Annotated in this window: 13 protein-coding genes, 3 tRNA genes and 1 pseudogene; 10 read left to right on the forward strand and 7 right to left on the reverse strand. The window is 38.4% G+C overall.

Going from position 1 to position 17,850, the window contains the following annotated elements:
• Positions 1–89 precede the first annotated feature (89 nt).
• Entirely contained in the window at positions 90–1,328 is a 1,239-nt protein-coding gene (locus tag J655_RS09320) for a multifunctional CCA addition/repair protein (protein WP_017480721.1), read from the forward strand.
• 42 nt (positions 1,329–1,370) lie between these two features.
• On the opposite strand, the gene J655_RS09325 is transcribed toward J655_RS09320, so the two are convergent.
• On the reverse strand, positions 1,371–2,546 hold the full coding sequence (locus J655_RS09325; protein ID WP_005068179.1) for a S1C family serine protease: 1,176 nt from the start codon (positions 2,544–2,546) through the stop codon (positions 1,371–1,373).
• A gap of 194 nt (positions 2,547–2,740) precedes the next feature.
• Here J655_RS09325 and J655_RS09330 point away from each other — a divergent pair, with 194 nt between their 5' ends.
• From J655_RS09330 to J655_RS09355, 6 genes are all read left to right on the forward strand, one after another.
• Entirely contained in the window at positions 2,741–3,499 is a 759-nt protein-coding gene (locus tag J655_RS09330) for a Nif3-like dinuclear metal center hexameric protein (RefSeq protein WP_001284932.1), read from the forward strand.
• Between the two features lie 145 nt (positions 3,500–3,644).
• The gene (locus tag J655_RS09335; protein ID WP_000208083.1) at positions 3,645–4,271 is read left to right on the forward strand and encodes a superoxide dismutase; all 627 of its coding nucleotides are present in this window, start codon (positions 3,645–3,647) and stop codon (positions 4,269–4,271) included.
• A gap of 146 nt (positions 4,272–4,417) precedes the next feature.
• Positions 4,418–4,493: transfer RNA gene (locus tag J655_RS09340), tRNA-Asn, on the forward strand.
• A gap of 8 nt (positions 4,494–4,501) precedes the next feature.
• Positions 4,502–4,577, forward strand: a tRNA-Asn gene (locus J655_RS09345).
• Between the two features lie 181 nt (positions 4,578–4,758).
• Positions 4,759–4,834 (forward strand) — tRNA-Asn (locus tag J655_RS09350).
• A 56-nt stretch (positions 4,835–4,890) separates the two neighbouring features.
• Positions 4,891–5,334 (forward strand): DUF2726 domain-containing protein, encoded by a 444-nt coding sequence (locus J655_RS09355; protein WP_005068176.1) that lies wholly within the window; start codon positions 4,891–4,893, stop codon positions 5,332–5,334.
• A 4-nt stretch (positions 5,335–5,338) separates the two neighbouring features.
• Here J655_RS09355 and J655_RS09360 read toward each other — a convergent pair whose 3' ends face one another.
• The 5 genes from J655_RS09360 to glnA form a co-directional block, all read right to left on the reverse strand.
• The gene (locus J655_RS09360) at positions 5,339–5,539 is read right to left on the reverse strand and encodes a hypothetical protein (protein ID WP_000082753.1); all 201 of its coding nucleotides are present in this window, start codon (positions 5,537–5,539) and stop codon (positions 5,339–5,341) included.
• A 103-nt stretch (positions 5,540–5,642) separates the two neighbouring features.
• Positions 5,643–6,950 (reverse strand): alpha/beta hydrolase, encoded by a 1,308-nt coding sequence (locus tag J655_RS09365; protein WP_032052294.1) that lies wholly within the window; start codon positions 6,948–6,950, stop codon positions 5,643–5,645.
• 109 nt (positions 6,951–7,059) lie between these two features.
• Positions 7,060–7,938 carry a 4-hydroxybenzoate octaprenyltransferase gene (gene ubiA, locus J655_RS09370; RefSeq protein ID WP_000205468.1) on the reverse strand — a complete coding sequence of 293 codons (879 nt, stop codon included), beginning with the start codon at positions 7,936–7,938 and terminating at the stop codon, positions 7,060–7,062.
• Positions 7,935–8,444, reverse strand: a complete 510-nt coding sequence (locus tag J655_RS09375; protein WP_032005265.1) for a chorismate--pyruvate lyase family protein — start codon at positions 8,442–8,444, stop codon at positions 7,935–7,937. The genes ubiA and J655_RS09375 overlap by 4 nt, the downstream gene beginning before the upstream one ends.
• A 125-nt stretch (positions 8,445–8,569) precedes the next feature.
• Positions 8,570–9,985, reverse strand: coding sequence for a type I glutamate--ammonia ligase (gene glnA, locus J655_RS09380; protein ID WP_002052696.1), 1,416 nt, complete (start codon positions 9,983–9,985; stop codon positions 8,570–8,572).
• A gap of 762 nt (positions 9,986–10,747) precedes the next feature.
• On the opposite strand from glnA, the gene J655_RS09385 reads away from it, so the two are divergent.
• The 3 genes from J655_RS09385 to J655_RS09395 all read left to right on the forward strand — a co-directional run bounded on the left by J655_RS09385 (position 10,748) and on the right by J655_RS09395 (position 14,983).
• Positions 10,748–12,307, forward strand: coding sequence for a peptide MFS transporter (locus tag J655_RS09385; RefSeq protein ID WP_080759597.1), 1,560 nt, complete (start codon positions 10,748–10,750; stop codon positions 12,305–12,307).
• Positions 12,304–14,106: an aminopeptidase P family protein gene (locus J655_RS09390; RefSeq protein ID WP_032005261.1), complete on the forward strand. Its 1,803-nt coding sequence runs from the start codon at positions 12,304–12,306 to the stop codon at positions 14,104–14,106. Before J655_RS09385 ends, J655_RS09390 begins: the two co-directional genes overlap by 4 nt.
• 292 nt (positions 14,107–14,398) lie before the next feature.
• Positions 14,399–14,983 carry an anthranilate synthase component II gene (locus tag J655_RS09395; RefSeq protein ID WP_000925675.1) on the forward strand — a complete coding sequence of 195 codons (585 nt, stop codon included), beginning with the start codon at positions 14,399–14,401 and terminating at the stop codon, positions 14,981–14,983.
• A 96-nt stretch (positions 14,984–15,079) separates the two neighbouring features.
• On the opposite strand, the pseudogene J655_RS09400 reads toward J655_RS09395, so the two are convergent.
• Positions 15,080–17,850, reverse strand: a pseudogene (locus J655_RS09400) (M1 family metallopeptidase).

Raw genomic sequence — 17,850 nt, forward strand, 5'->3', positions numbered from 1 at the left:
TAGAAACTGCTTTTTACGAAAAGCATCTCTAATGACTTGAGAAAACCTCTATTCTGTAGCATGATTGCTTGAAGAATAGAGGTTTTTTCATGCAAGTGTATTTAGTAGGCGGTGCCGTCCGTGATTTTTTACTTGGGCATCCCTATCAAGAAAAAGATTATGTTGTTGTCGGTGCAACGCCGGAACACATGCTCGCCCAAGGTTTTCAACCTGTAGGCAAAGATTTCCCTGTGTTTCTTCATCCTGAAACAAAAGAAGAATATGCACTTGCACGTACTGAAAGAAAATCTGGTAAAGGCTACCACGGCTTTCAATTTTTCACCGATACCACAGTAAGTTTAGAAGAAGATTTAATCCGCCGTGATTTAACCATCAATGCCATAGCAATGGATCAAGATGGCAAACTATACGACCCATATGGCGGTCAAAATGATTTAGAAAATAAAACTTTGCGTCATGTTTCAGAAGCTTTCGCTGAAGATCCTTTACGTGTTTTACGTGTTGCACGCTTTGCGGCTCGCTATTCTTCATATGGTTTTCAGATTGCGCCAGAGACAATGCAGCTTATGCAAACCATGGCTAAATCAGGTGAGCTTGATGCGTTAACACCAGAACGTGTGTGGAAAGAGACTTCTCGCGCACTTTTAGAAGATCATGCAGATGTTTATTTTCAAACATTACGTGACTGTGGGGCGTTGAAACATCTTTTCCCTGAAATTGACGCATTATTTGGTGTACCACAGCGCCCTGAATATCATCCAGAAGTGGACTGCGGCATACATACGTTAATGTCCTTACAGCAAGCTTGTAAGTCAAACTATTCGCTTGATGTTCGATTTGCTGTATTAGTACATGATTTGGGTAAAGCATTGACTCCAGCTAACGAACTTCCTCGTCACATCATGCATGAAGAACGTGGAGTAAAACCTGTTACCGAATTATGTGAACGTTTAAAAGTTCCAACTCAAACTCGACAGTTGGCATTATCAGTATGTAAAGAACATCTAAAATGTCATCAGATTATGTCGTTAAAACCAGGAACTGTATGGCGCCTATTACAGCGTCTAGACGTACTACGTCGTCCTGAGAGAGTAGAAGCTTTTGTACAAGCATGTGAATGTGATGCTAAAGGAAGGTTAGGTTTAGAAGACCGACCTTATCCACAAGCTCAGTACATTTTGGATGCGATGCAAATCGTTCGCTCTATTAAAGTTCAGGATTTACCTGAAAACATTAAAGGTGCTGAGATTGGTGAAATGCTCATTCAGTACCGTATTGATGCTTTAACTGAGTTCAAACATCAGCATCAAGCACTATCTCATACTTAATTAACACCAAGAAAAAAGCCTCATTACGAGGCTTTTTTATCTTTACTGTTTAGGCAGCGGTATAAATTGTGATTGAGTATTTTGGTTTTTTCTTTCCCCTACTGTCACCACAAAGTTTTGTTGCTTCCCATCTCGCTCGACCATTACATTAATTTCGCTGTTAGGCGCTTGTAATGCAACATAATTAATCAAATGAGATGCTGAAGTGATTTGTTGATTATTCACCTGAATAATTTTATCACCAATCTTAATACCTGCTGATGCAGCTGGACCATTTTTCAAGACATCTGCAACCACAACACCAATTTGCTGTTTAGGTGCTAATACATCTTCTTGTGTAGGCGGTACTAAACTAATCCCTAACCATCCACGGACTACACGGCCATCTTTCAAAATTGAGTTTAAAACTTGTTGGCAAACTTTAGCGGGAATTGCAAAACCAATTCCTAAAGAACCACCTGATTGAGAGAAAATAGCCGTATTTACACCAATTAAATTCCCAGCCACATCAATTAATGCTCCACCAGAGTTACCTGGATTAATTGCGGCATCCGTTTGAATAAAGTCTTCATAGGTATTAATGCCTAAATCAGAGCGTTCAGTCGCAGAAATAATACCTTGAGTTACCGTTTGGCCTACACCAAATGGATTACCAATTGCTAAGACCACGTCACCTACTTCATTACCACTGAGTTTAAATGGCAATACAGGTAATTTATCTAAATCGATTTTAATTACAGCTAAATCAGTATCAGGGTCTGTTCCAACAATGGTTGCTTCTGCACGACGGCCGTCATGTAATGCAACTACAATCTGATCAGCTTGAGCAATCACATGATTATTCGTCAAAATATAACCATCAGCTCGTACAATAACCCCAGAGCCTAAGCTATTTTCATTTTGCTGTTGTTGTTCTGGAACCTGATTTCCAAAAAATTCGCGGAAGACCGGATCACTTAATAATGGATGATTTTGTTTAACTTTCTGGGTCGTAAAAATATTAACAACTGCTGGCGCTGCAACTTTTACTGCAGCGCTATAAGATACCACCCCGCCCGCTCGCGAAGTATCAACGAGTGGTTCAACTTTCTCAGCAGGCATTTGCACCCCATCAACTGCAACAGTTGGTTTCGGCTGATGGTATTTTTGCCATGCAATAAAACTGGCAATTACAATAATAAGTAACACCCAAGGTAACCATGTAAAGGTGCGGCGCACGTTCATATCCTCTACGCAAAGAAGTTTTTAATTAAATTAATATATTGAACAAAAAGAGTTTTCAGTTAAGCATTTTAAATTAAATATGTCGATATACATAAAAAAGTCAAAAAAGATTTGTCTAGCTTTAGTTACACAACAAAATATGTTTCTATAGCTTTAGCAATTATTTACTACTCAATTCAGGAAATATCATGGCAAATTTGCATGAAATTATTCAGTGGTGCGACCAAACCTTAAAAGCTGCAGAATTTAAAGATTACGCACCAAATGGCCTGCAAATTGAAGGTTCAACTGAAGTAAAGCGTATCGTTTGTGCAGTTACTGCTTCTGAAGATGCGATTGATGCAGCAATTGCTCAAAATGCAGATTTATTACTCGTACATCATGGTTATTTTTGGAAGGGTGAACCGTATCCAATTACTGGAATGCGAGGCAACCGCATTAAAAAACTCATTCAAAATAATATTTCATTAGTCGCTTATCATCTACCTTTAGATGCACACCCAACTTTGGGCAACAATGTAGCGATTGCAGAAAAACTAAACTTGAAGAATTTAGAACCACTCGATTTAACCGAGAAACATCCGATTGGTAATATTGGTTATTTAGAGCAAGCAGTTTCTGTAGATGAGTTTAAAGCACAGCTTCAAAACAGTTTTGATTTTAAAGTGATTCATTTGCCAGCAGAAAAGCAAAGCATTCAAAAAGTAGGCTTCTGTACAGGCGGCGCTCAAGATTTTATTGCTAAAGCTGCTTTGCAAAATTGTGATGCTTATATTTCAGGTGAAGTCAGTGAACGAACTTTTTATGAAGCAAAAGAATTAGGGGTTCACTATTTCGCCTGTGGTCACCATGCTACTGAGCGTTATGGAGTTCAGCGTTTGGCACAAGCGATCTCAAAACAGTTTTCAATTGAAGCTGAATATTTTGAATTGAATAATCCGATTTAATTAAGTCTTTTTTTCAATCTGTGTTATGCGTATTAATTAGATCTTTATTGTGTATAGTTCTTTAAAACGATGCCCTATTGTGACCAGAATCATTTACAATAGAGCCACTTAATTGTATAACCCAGCAAATGCAAGGAATAGGAACATGACAACCATTACTTTACCTGCACTTCCATATGGCTATGATGATTTAGCGCCACATATTAGTAAAGAAACTTTAGAATACCATCACGATAAACACCACAATACCTATGTTGTTAACTTAAACAACTTAATCAAAGGGACTGACCTTGAAGGTAAAACTTTAGAAGAAATCATTAAAGCGACTGCTGGTGATGCATCTAAAGCTGGTATTTTCAACAATGCTGCTCAAGTTTGGAACCACACTTTCTACTGGAACAGCATGAAGCCAAATGGTGGTGGTAAGCCTACTGGCGCAATCGCTGCTAAAATTGACGAAGCTTTTGGTAGCTACGAAAAGTTTGCAGAAGAATTTACTGCTGCTGCAACAACTCAATTCGGTTCAGGTTGGGCTTGGTTAGTTGCTGATGAAGTAAACGGTAAATTATCTATTACTAAAACTTCTAATGCAGACACTCCACTTGCACATGGCCAAATTGCTGTATTAACAATTGACGTATGGGAACATGCTTACTACATCGATTTCCGTAACTTACGTCCTAAATACATCGCAACTTTCCTAGAAAGCCTTGTGAACTGGGACTATGCAAATGCAAAACTTGCAGGTCAACCAGCTGGTGTAGAGAAATAATTTTATTTCTTTATGAAAAACCACCCCATTTGGGGTGGTTTTTTTATTTTTAATACAGCAAAAGCATATTAATCAAGCAAACGATTCATTTTCTTTAATATTCTTATTGACGCTTTTAGATTTCATCCATAAAATGCGCATCAGATTCTCCAATAGCTCAGTCGGTAGAGCGACGGACTGTTAATCCGCAGGTCCCTGGTTCGAGCCCAGGTTGGAGAGCCATCTACTAATCTCCCATAGCTCAGTCGGTAGAGCGACGGACTGTTAATCCGCAGGTCCCTGGTTCGAGCCCAGGTGGGAGAGCCAAGATTCTAAAAGCCCGCATTTATTGCGGGTTTTTTCTTTTCTAATGATTTAATAATTTTTCATTATTTTGAATAAAATCAATGTTTCGAGTATTTTTAAACCAAACGATTAGATATTCACTCTAATTCTGTTATTAAGGCTTGACCCAGCCCTCTTTCCTGCCTAAAATCCTTTTCCAGATTCTCCCATAGCTCAGTCGGTAGAGCGACGGACTGTTAATCCGCAGGTCCCTGGTTCGAGCCCAGGTGGGAGAGCCAAGATTCTTAAAAACCCACTCATCATGAGTGGGTTTTTATTTGTATGATGCCTTCACATGTTCGAATCGAGTCACTTATTTTTTATTGTTTTAGGTTGCGTAAGCACCTGTATTTTTCTTCTTGTTTGTTTACGCCCTTATTTATTTCCAAAACAAAAATTCTTTGCTCGCCCTGTCATTACAAACTTTGAAACTCAAATGTTTATACGTTTAAAACAAAGTTTTCCAAATTATCATGTGTTAGCACAAGTGGCGTTTAGCGCATTAATTACCAGTAATGACTATAAAATTCGTAGTCAGTTCAATCGTAAAGTTACTGACTTTGTTGTGCTCAACGACAAGATGGAAGTCATGGCCATCATTGAACTAGATGACCCTACCCATCTTGAAAAAGTAGAAGAAGACCGTATTCGTGATCAAATGCTTACTGAAGCAGGCTACCTTGTAAAGCGTTACACAAATATTCCTACTGTACGCCAATTACAAAAGGATATTCATTAACAAGCTATTTCGATTCAGAATTTGCAGCTTCTTTCTCAGCTATTCTTTTTGCCATCTCTAAACGCTGTTGTTCATATTGTTTTTTATTCTTAGCATCGCTTTTTGCAGCCAAGAAAAGTATTCCAATAATTAGAAAAGGAATAAGTAAACCTAATCCCATTAATAACCAAGGAACAGATTTTTTTTCAACAGGTTGCTGGCTCATAAGTTCTTCAAACTCAAATAGTATCAAATCAAACTGTGTAACAATATAACAAAAAAGGCCCTTTTCAGGACCTTTTTAATTTGAAGATTTTAAATACAAAAAATTATTGTGCTATTCCAGTACATTCAACATTCTTACTAGCATCTATTACTGATGGATCAAGCACTATATTTGTTTTAGCTGGCATCTTAGATTGAACAAATTGATAAATTTCAGCATTTCTACATACAATCGCCTGAGTATGGGTAGCTCCAACAACAGGTACAAATGTCACATCAGTTCCCATTTTTTTAAGTCCCTCTTGTAAGGCATTAGTAACAGGATATGGTACAGCCATATCCGCAGTACCTTGAACAATCATGACTGGTGAATTAATTTTTTTGGTAGCAGGTTGATTATCTACCAAGAATTTTTGTACCGTTGGATTCTCCTGAAAATTACCAGCTAGGCCTGGATAATCTAGAACTGTTTTACCAGTATTAGTCGCAAGAAAATCTCGAATATCATCTGCAAATTTATTATGCAAATCAGTTAAACAGACTCCATTTTCACCCGTAGTGCCTTCTGCAAACTCAGCTATACTTTGAGAACGTTGTTGAAAGATTGCACGATAATTAAATTTAGGTTCATAAGCAGTAATACCCACTGTGGTATATGCAGCATATGCAAGTAGCTCGGCATACACTTCCACAGCCGTACCAACAGGTGCGGTACCAGCCTGCTCTTTCTGAAGAATGTCTCTAATTGCTTGCGGAGCAATTTTAGAAATAATATCGCCAAGGCTAGAAGCTGGTGCTGTTGCAACAGCTCCTTTGTAGTTAGTGTCGTTATTAGCAAATTCAGCTGTTCCTAATGAAGCATGGCCTCCTTGAGACTGCCCAATTGACATCCATGAACTATTTAACTGACTACCGTAATGATCTTTAGCAGCTTTAACTGCTGCAATTGCAGATTTAGCCTCACTTCCTAAATTAGGGTATGGATGCATGCCTCTAGTACCTAAACCTTCATAGTCAGGTGCCACAATCACATAACCAGCAGCTAATAAAGTATCCGCTAGAATTTTAAAACGTGGATTAATCGTATTGTTGCTTGGTGCACAACTATCCCCTACACCTACTGTGCCGTGCTCCCATACCACTACGCGATAACCATCTTTCGGTTGAGCAACTTTAGGGAACATGACTAAAGCAGTTGCTTCAGCTGTTTTCCCTTGTACATTCACCATGTTATATGTCATCACTTTTATAGATGAAGCACCACTTAAGGTATCCTTAGAATAGGATTTTTCAGAAACATAAGTTTTATCAGGATTTACACCAATATAGTCATCATCATCGTCATTACACGCTGTAAGAAATAGTGCTGAAATTGATAATGTTATAGCTAAAGCAATTTTTGACCGTTTCATAGAATATCCTTTTTATGTGTTATTTATTCCGCATATTTTTATGCACAAATATTAAGACATAAAAAAAGTGCTCTGCATAGAACACTTTTCAACCTCACGGTCATTTTTACTATATGAAATTTAAAAATATTCCTAGAAAAATGATTAATCCAACCCAACGATTGTGACGAAATGCCCAAAAACATACTTGAGGGTTGCGGTCTTTGGTTTTAATTGTTTGATATACAAAATCAAAAGCCACTACAACTAAAGCAATAATTGCCCAGGGGAATAAAATATTTTCTAAATATAGTGCAGTACCAATCAAAACAAGACTAGCTGCTTGTAAAAGAGCAATAATCTGGATGTCATATCGACCAAAAAGAATAGCTGTAGATTTCACGCCAATCTTTAAATCATATTCACGATCTGTAATTGCATATTGAGTGTCATAAGCCACAGTCCAAGCCAAATTACCAAAATAGAGCAACCAGCAAGTCAAATCTGGAGTTTTACCTACCGCGGTAAAAGCCATAGGAATTGACCATGAAAATGCTGCGCCTAAAAATACTTGGGGTAAATTGGTATAGCGTTTCATAAATGGATAAATAAACGCTAAAAATAATGCGCCAAATGACCAATAAAAAGTTTCTATAGGTAAAAAGAACAAAAGACATGCGCTTGCTAAAACAAGGCCCAAGAATACGTATACGGCTTCCCTTGCGCGAATCACTCCTGCTGCTAAAGGGCGCGTTTTTGTTCGCTCTACATGACCATCTACTTTACGATCAGCAAAGTCATTAATCGCACATCCAGCAGCGCGCATAAAAATGACGCCTAAAATCATGACAAATAAAATACCTAAATCAGGTATTCCTTTTGATGCAACCCAAAGTGCCCACATGGTTGGCCAAAACACCAGTTCAGTACCAATTGGCTTATCAAATCGACATAGATAATAATAAGCTTCTAAACGCTGACGCCATGTTGTGCCTGTTGCAGTCGTCATAGTAATTCCTTGTCGTGCTGCTGATTTAAAAAAGCTTCAAAAGCCGGTAAGAATGTTTCTTGGACGATAAATTTACATCCATGCCAAGTATAGCAACTTTGTCGCGTCCAGCCTTCTGGCAAACGAATGACACGACGGTCACAAAGCGGAGTTGTTCTTTGAAATAGAAAAAAGCCAATCGGTTTAGAACCGATGCGCTGAAATATACGCGCTTTTTTTTGTAAACTTTGAATTGGAAAAATACTTTTTGCTTTCACCCACGGCTCTGCTTCACAGCCATATAAATAGGTTTCCCTAACCCATGAAGTATGAGCATGAGGCATGTTCATCCATTGACTATCTGCCAAAGTTAAACGCTGAAAGTGCTCTTTAAAGGGCTTCACACTAAACTGGCCACCACCAAGCTCAGTGAGTTGTTGAGTCAGAGAACCAGAAGCATACAACCATGTTTTCAACTCAGGATTTAAAGTCTTTTCCTGTTTAAGTACTGGTTGTCGTTTACGCATAATCTGCTCACATGAAAACTCGCACCTAGTTTACTCCAAATTTTTGATAAAAAACGTAGAGAATTCAATCAACATTCCAAGCAATAAAAAAGCCTGCATAAGCAGGCTTTTTTACAAAATATGTATTACAAGCTGTAGTACATATCAAATTCAACTGGGTGAGTAGTCGTGTTAAGACGACGTACATCTTCAGTTTTAAGTTCAATGTATGCATCAAGCATTTCTTTAGTGAACACGCCGCCTTTTAACAAGAACTCGTGATCTGCTTGAAGTGCTTCAAGAGCCATATCTAAGCTATGAGCAACTGTTGGGATTTTTGCTTCTTCTTCTGGAGGAAGATCATACAAGTTCTTATCAGCAGCTTCGCCCGGATGGATCTTGTTTTGAATACCGTCGATACCAGCCATTAACAATGCAGCGAAACCTAAGTACGGATTCATCATTGGGTCTGGGAAACGAGCTTCGATACGCTTACCTTTAGGGCTAGAAACGTATGGAATACGGATAGAAGCAGAACGGTTACGCGCTGAGTAAGCAAGCATAATTGGTGCTTCGAAGTGAGGAACCAAACGCTTGTATGAGTTTGTAGATGGGTTTGTGATTGCATTCAATGCACGAGCGTGCTTGATGATACCACCGATGAAGTACAACGCCATTTCTGAAAGGCCTGCATATTCATCACCAGCAAACAAGTTCTTGCCATCTTTAGAGATAGACATGTGAACGTGCATACCAGAACCGTTATCGCCTACCATTGGTTTAGGCATAAACGTAGCTGTTTTTGCATATTGATGTGCAACGTTCCAAACAGCATATTTGAACTGTTGAACTTCGTCAGCTTTACGAACAAGAGTATTGAAGCTCACACCAATTTCTAACTGGCAAGAAGCAACTTCGTGGTGATGTACTTCTACACGACCTGGGCCCATGATGTCTTCGATTTTTGCACACATTTCTGCACGCATATCTTGTGAAGAATCAACTGGAGGAACTGGGAAGTAACCGCCTTTAACACGTGGACGGTGACCAGAGTTACCAGACTCGTAGTCTTTACCAGTAGACCAAGCAGCTTCTTCAGCGATTAATGTATGACGAGCGCCAGACATATCGATGTCCCACTTCACTTCGTCAAATACAAAGAATTCTGGTTCTGGACCAAAGAATGCAGTATCACCGATACCTGTAGATTTTAAGTATTCTTCTGCACGGCGAGCAATCGAACGTGGGTCACGCTCATAACCTTGACCAGTTGAAGGTTCAATAACGTCACAAGTCACAACTACAGTTGGTTCAGCAAAGAACGGGTCGATAAAACCAGTTTCCGCATCTGGACGTAAAATCATGTCAGATGCTTCAATGCCTTTCCAACCAGCGATTGAAGAACCATCAAACATTTTACCGTCTTCAAAAGTATCTTCATCAATAGAATCAGCTGGGTAAGTTACGTGCTGCTCTTTACCCTTAGTATCAGTAAAGCGAAAATCGACCCATTTTGCGCCACTTTCTTGTATGAGTTGAAGGACCTTGTTCGCCATGCTCATTTTGCTCCAATGAAATTTTGTTGCACTTGTTAAGTGCGTGTTAGTTGCTGGTATTTATATAGCAATTCTCATACCAACTTTATAAGACTTACCTAAAACATTGAATTGCTTATAACTATCCATGATTTAGGCCCCTTGTCTTGAACCCATTATACTGTTTGCATTGTTAAATGCACCATATTCAGACATTTTCAAATTATGGCATACAAGAATAGCTCGCAATCGCCCTAATTTAGTGCAAAATTGTTGCGCCAATATGAATCACCGCATCAATATCTAACAGTAATTTGTGATCATAATACTTTCTTATATAGAAATCTGACTTTCTTACTGTAATCCTTAAAAATAATAATCTATTCCCGATAGAACTATTAATCTCTAAATTAGACGATGGTATCTACAGTATGCCCTTGCCAAAAAATTTTGAACATAAATACGATTTCTAAGTAACTCTACACAATTTTTTTAAATAATATCAATTACTACTCTTCACTGCCCATCCATAGAAAGGTTGAGGTTTTAAAGTGTTAATTTAATTTTTCTTATCGTAGTTTTACGCTAGGGCTGGTCTGATCAGCTTTGGTGCGCCAAGAGAAATCTTTTCAACTGATAATTTCAACTTTCTAATTTTTTACCATTTGTTATATACCTTTTTTATACATGACCAACTTGCTTTTTCATTTTAAAAAATCTAAAAAATAAAACATAACTTTTTTTTATAATTAAACAAACTAAAAGTTTTGTTTTATCTAAACTACAAATATGTTCAAAGGATTTGAAATGAAGCATGAACTCGAACAATATGACAGAGCTTTTTTCGGCCATCCAAAACCATTAAAAACTTTATTTTTTACAGAGCTTTGGGAAAGATTTTCTTATTATGGTATTCGGCCTTTACTCGTTCTTTATATGATTGCAATGGTTAATGACGGTGGTTTAGGTCTTGACCGTCCAACTGCAGCCGCAATTGTTGGGTTATTCGCTGGATCTATGTATTTAATGACCGTTTTTGGTGGCTGGATTGCCGATAACTGGTTAGGTCAGGCACGATCGGTGTGGTATGGTTCTATTATTATTGCACTAGGTCATTTATCTATTGCCCTCACTACCATTTTTGATCAATTCTTTTTTTATTTCGGTTTAGTCCTTATTGTTTTAGGTACCGGATTATTTAAAACCTGTATTTCAGTGATTGTCGGAACATTATATAAAGCTCAGGATAGTAGACGAGATGCTGGTTTCTCCATTTTTTATATGGGAATTAATTTAGGTTCTTTTATTGCTCCTCTTCTAACAGGCTTATTAGCACGTGATCATAACTGGCACTTAGGTTTTGGAATCGGTGGCCTTGGGATGTTAGTTGCATTACTTATTTTTCGTGTATTGGCTGTTCCTCAGCTACAAACTTTTAATGAGTTGCGTCAAGAAAATGACAATTGGAATAAACCTGTCGTACAAAACAAAAATGCACCAAAAATTGCTTTCTCCTTCTTACTATCTGTTGCAGTCGTTATTGTTCTTACCTTATTTGGTGTCATTCATATCAATCCAGTCGAGGTAGCAACTTATTTAACAGTTGGGATTGGTATTGGGATTATTGCTTATTTTGCATATTTACTGCTTTTCCTGAATTTAGAGCAGCATGACAAATTTAAAATTATTATTTGTTTTGTTTTATTAGCAGCCTCTGCCCTATTCTGGTCAGCTTTCGAACAAAAGCCCACAACTTTTACTTTATTTGCACAAGACTATACAAATCGTATGTTTTTTGGATTTGAGATTCCAACTGTATGGTTTGAATCAATTAATGCCCTATTTATTATTATTTTTGCCCCAGTTGCAGCATGGCTTTGGGCAAGACTGGGTAAATCAAATAAAGACCCAAGCTATATCAGCAAATTTATTATTGCATTGTTATTCGCAGCAGGTGGCTTTCTTGTTATGTCTTTTGCTAGTCGTTTCGCAATTGCTGGCGGCCTAGTTTCACCATTTTGGTTAGTAGGAACTTTATTTTTACTTACCATAGGAGAACTGTGCTTAAGCCCAATTGGATTATCAACCATGACTAAACTTGCACCTGATGTTATACGCGGTCAAATTATGGGGCTATGGTTTACTGGCACAGCTTTAGGTAATCTTATCGCTGGCTTAATTGGCGGGAATGTATCAGCAGATAATATTGATCATTTACCGAATCTCTTTATGCGATGCGTTTTGGCATTAGTCGTTGGTGCAATCGTGTTATTTTTATTAAAGAAACCTATTAATAGATTAATGAACAAAAGTACCAGTAAAGTTCAACCTGAGTTGGAAACTATATGAGCGTTTTAACTGTTCCAGAAAAACTTGAGAAACTTCGTCAACTCATGCGCAATCAGCATATTGATGCTTTGATTGTGATGAGTGCCGATCCCCATATGTCAGAATATTTACCAGACTACTGGAAAGCAAGGCAGTGGTTAAGCGGTTTTAGTGGTTCGGTTGGTACGCTTGTTGTGACCCAAAAGTTTGCAGGTCTATGGGCGGATGGTCGCTATTGGGTACAAGCAGAACAACAACTCGCTGGAACTGGCTTTCAATTACAAAAACTGACCAGTGATCAAACTTCTACACATCTCGCATGGATTGAGAAAAATCTACCAACTGGTTCAGTCATTTCAGTAAATGGCCAAACATTATCCATTCAACAATTTAAGGCGCTCGAACATACTGCACGACTTAATCACTATAAACTTGAAACCCAGCAAGATTCAGTTGGAGAGATTTGGTTAGACCGTCCAGAACTTCCCTCAGAAAAAATCCATTTGATGCCTGAAGGATTAAATGCCCTCTCTCGTAAAGAAAAAATTCAGGCAATTCGCGAAAGCTTAGCTAACAAGAATATTGCGGGTCATTTTATTTCATCTTTAGATGATATTGCATGGGTCCTAAATGCACGCGGGCAAGATGTAGAATATAACCCTGTTTTTCTTTCTCATTTATATATTAATGCAGAGCAAGCTATTCTTTTTATTGATGCTGAAAAAGTTAATGTAAGCATTCAACAAGCTTTAGCAGCCGATGGTATTGAAATTCGTAACTACGAAGATACCGCTAAGTTTTTATCGAATATCTCTGATACCTCTGTACTTTTAGATCCAGCCAAAGTCTCGATTTTTCATGAGCAAGCTATCGCAAAAGATATTCAGGTTGTCTACGACATCAACCCAAGTACACTTTTTAAATCGCGTAAACATGAAAGTGAAATAGCTCATATCCGTCATGCCATGCTTAAAGATGGTGTTGCACTTTGTCACTTTTTTCACTGGTTAGAAAAAACGCTTCATCATGGTGAAAGCATTTCAGAATTGACTATTGATGAGAAAATTACGGCTTTCCGTGCTCAGCAAGATGGATTTATAGGACCGAGTTTTTCAACGATTGCTGGCTTTAATGCTAATGGTGCTCTACCCCACTACCGTGCAACTGAAGAGCACTATTCATTTATCGAAGGTGATGGTCTATTACTCATTGACTCTGGCGGCCAGTATGTTGATGGAACAACGGATATTACTCGTGTTGTTCCTGTAGGCACGCCAACAGGGCAACAAAAACGTGACTACACATTGGTTTTAAAATGTCACATTGCCTTGGCAAAAACGATTTATCCGGAAGGTTTAGCTGCTCCTCTACTCGATTCAATTTGTCGCCATACTTTATGGCAACATGGTTTAGATTATCGACATGGAACAGGCCACGGTGTAGGCTTTGCGCTTAATGTTCATGAAGGTCCACAAGTTCTTTCTTATTACGCGCCTGTACATGCCTACAGTAAATTGCGTGAAGGAATGATTCTTTCCAACGAGCCGGGCTTATACCATGAGGGACAATACGGTATTCGTATTGAGAATCTGGTTGCAAACAAACTTCACTCTGGCTTTGTGAAAACCTACGGCGATTTCTTAGAGTTTGAAACGCTGACCCTTTGTCCGATTCATTTAGATTGTATCGTTGTTGATCTGCTAACGAATGAAGAGAAAGACTGGTTAAATAGTTATCATCAAACTGTTCAAGAAAGACTAGCTGAACATTTGTCTGGCGATGTTTTAGATTGGTTGATTTATAACACACGTAAGATTTAATCTTCTTTTACGAACAAGGCAGAATAATTTTTATTTCCAATAGAAGCTTATTCTGCCTAATTTGTACTTATCTGTAATTTTAAAAAGCTCCCCTTCACAAAGCCTTTTTTCTGCAAATTTCTAACGAATGAAATAGTTAAACTGGTTACTTCTTTTTTTGTTATATTAGCCGTTTAGAAAGCGGCTTTTTATTTGATCAAATAAAAGTACTTTTTAAAAAGTGAGTAACATTTTGAGTAATACTCTAGTCACTTATTAAATATATATTAACTATCATGAGGTTAAGTTCATCATGCTTCTAATGATCGACAATTACGACTCTTTTACCTACAACATCGTCCAGTATTTTGGCGAGTTGAATCAGGAAGTAAAAGTAGTTCGCAATGATCAAGTCACATTAGAGGATATTGAACGATGGCAACCAAAATATCTTGTGATTGGTCCTGGCCCTTGCTCTCCAAGTGAAGCAGGTATTTCAATTCCTGCAATTAATCATTTTGCCGGAAAAATTCCTTTGCTTGGCGTGTGTTTAGGGCATCAAAGTATTGGGCAAGCTTTTGGCGGAAAAATTGTAAGAGCCAAAACGGTGATGCACGGGCGTTTATCTGATATGTACCACAGCAATAAGGGTATTTTCAGTAATCTTCCTAGCCCATTCTCGGCAACTCGCTATCATTCTTTGGTGATTGATCAGCAAACACTGCCTGATTGCCTTGAAGTAACGTGCTGGACTAATGAAGCAGATGGCTCAATAGAAGAAATCATGGGTGTTAAACATAAGACATTGCCTGTTGAAGGCGTGCAGTTCCATCCTGAATCAATCTTGAGTCAGCATGGCCATCAAATCTTTAAAAACTTTTTAGAGATCTACGCATAAGCCAGCCGTAAATAGATTGTTTTAAAAGTAATTTGATAAGAATCCTTAATAAAAAAGCCAACTACGATCAGTTGGCTTTTTTTATGGCTGAATCAATTACAACTTTAACTGCTGCACAATCGATCCATCTTGTTTTGCCACCAAAGATTCGCAGAGTTGAATACGTTCTTTGGTTTGTTTCAATCCTCTTTCAACCCCGACCAATTCTTTAGTTCGTGGTGCAAAAAAGTCATTTAACTGTGCCGCTTTTTGTTGGCTACATGCTGCTCCACTGAACATTGCAGGAAAACGCCCAGCCGAAGATTTACCTAAACGATCAAACACGGCGTCATGATTTACCTTAAACCAAGACCATAAGCCACCTTGTTCATCTCCATAATTATTGATGGAGTTAATCACGGTATGAACTTCACCGACTTTAACACGAGGGTTCAAAATCAACTGACGTGCTTGTTGGCGTGTTGCTTCTTGGTTTGCTGAACCCAAAGCTGTAAGTATTGCAAGACGTTGTGTCGGTTGAGTCACGCGTTGTAGCTCTCCAGATAAACGATCAAAAGCTAGTTGACCTTTTTCTTGTACACGTACAGCCAAAATAGTTGGCAATAATTCAGGTGTTACTTGCGCAAAATTAAGCTGCTTTTGAGCAAAGAGAGCATCTGACTGTTTTAACAGTTGTGTACGAACTTCTGAAACTTGAATATCTAAAGCAAGAAATCTAACCAACTCACTACGCCATAAACTGTCTTCAGCTGGTTCACCTGTTTTGCTGACATAACCCAACTGATTTAATTTAGGTAAATATAAATTAGCTAAGACTTTTCTAAAATGTTCACGTTCAGCTTCTGTTTTCAATACATGACGATAAATCGTACTTAACTGGGAAAACAGCGCTGTACTAATTTGTCGGCTATTTGAATTGGCAAATTTCTTCGCAGCATCTACGACAGCCAATAAATTAATATCACCGTGGTTAAATGCCGCTGAAATCGCGTAGGCGTAAGCCAACTGTTCAGTGTTAGAAAGCTTTTCTGTAGCGGCAGTCAGACGAGTAAACTCTTTTTGTGGCAAACTAAATTGGTAATATCCTGCCGCATCTGCATTTGGTATATACCAACTGCCAAGGCTGGCACCTTTGAGTTCAATCTTGGTTTCTGCTTGGTCTACCAATTCACATTGCACTTTACTACCTGCATTTGGAACTTCATAACGTACACATAATGGTACACCCCACAGGCTTCTTGCATCACCTTTTGAGCCAACAGGTAAGTAACGGCTTTGCTTCACATTTAAAAAGACTTTATTGTCTTCTTGCTGTAATGCGGTGTTAATTAAAGGCACACCTGGTTGATCAAGAAAACTTTTCATCGCTCTAGTAAAGCGCTCACCTTGTCCAGACTGCTCTGCTAAAGCGCTAATTAAATCATTAGCTGTCGCATTACCATATTGGTGCTTATTAATATAATTGCGCACCCCTTGTTTGAATTTTTCTTCACCCAAATAGCTTTCAAACATATTTAAAACAGCTGCACCTTTTTGGTAAGTAATACCATCAAAAGCAGTTTGAATATCGGCATTACTTAAAATAGGCTGGCGAATACGGCGCACACTCACCAAGCTATCACTTTTCATCGCATCTGCAGTGTCTGTAATACGTTCTAGGTCAGCATTAAATTCGGGATGTAATTTTTGAGTAATTTTACTTTGCATCCATGTGGCAAAAGATTCATTTAGCCACAAATCATCCCACCACGGCATCGTGACGACATCACCGAACCATTGATGTGCAAGCTCATGTGCATTGACATTAAATGAATTCTGTACAAAAGAGACTGGCGAGTCCTTATCTAGCAACATCAAGTAGTCTCTAAAAGTAATTAACCCCGGGTTCTCCATTGCCCCAGCAGCAAAGTCTGGTGCTGCCAGTAAATCTAGCTTGTCAAATGGATAACCAAAGGCAAAATAATCTTCTAAAGTTTTTAAAATGGCTGGCGTTTCAGATAAGGCATGCTGCATTTTTTCAGCTTTTGCATCGGGTGCAATACCACGTAACTGGATCGGCTGCTTACGCCATGAAGTTGCACCAATATCAGGCCCTTTTTGTAATTGCCAAGGACCGACAGCCAACGCAAGTAAATAAGTGGGTAGTGGTTTAGTTTGTGCAAAACTGAGTGTTTTCCAACCTGACTTATCTGCTTGCTCAGATGTTTGTTGAGTATTGGCAAAACCTGAATATTTGCTTGGAATCGTCAAACGAATATTAAACGGCGTTTTAAAACGTGGCTCATCAAATGACGGAAATGACTGGCGTGCACTAATTGCTTCCATTTGAGTCATCACATAAGGTTTACCCTCAAACTCAATTTTATAAATACCGTCAAGTTGCTGGTCATACGCTGCATTAAAATCTAGAACGAGTTGATACTGTCCTGCGGGCAAGGTTTTGGCAAATTTAATTTTACTCACCCCATCTACCTCGGAGGCTTGCTCATATTTTGCTTTGGTTTTGACGCCCTCTGCCGATGTAATACTCACATCTTTCACCATCAAAGATTTACCATGAATCCAAATGTGATCTATGGCTTGAGCCAGCTTTAAATGAATAGTGGTTTTACCGGTATAGCCTTTTTGTGCGGGATCAATCTTAAAATCTAAATCATAAGATTCGGGTACGACCCACTCGGGTAATTTACCAATCGGGATTTGTTCACTGTTATTCGATGCAAAAATCTGTGTCGCCGATAAAGATAATAATGTTGTAAGTAGTAATCTTTTTTTAAATGAAGGCTTGACCAACATAAGGGATTTATCCTCTGTAGTTTTAAATAAAAAGATGCAGCAAATGCTGTACCACTTCGCTGCATCCACAC

This window comes from Acinetobacter sp. 1294243, assembly GCF_000588015.1.
Taxonomy (GTDB): domain Bacteria; phylum Pseudomonadota; class Gammaproteobacteria; order Pseudomonadales; family Moraxellaceae; genus Acinetobacter; species Acinetobacter pittii.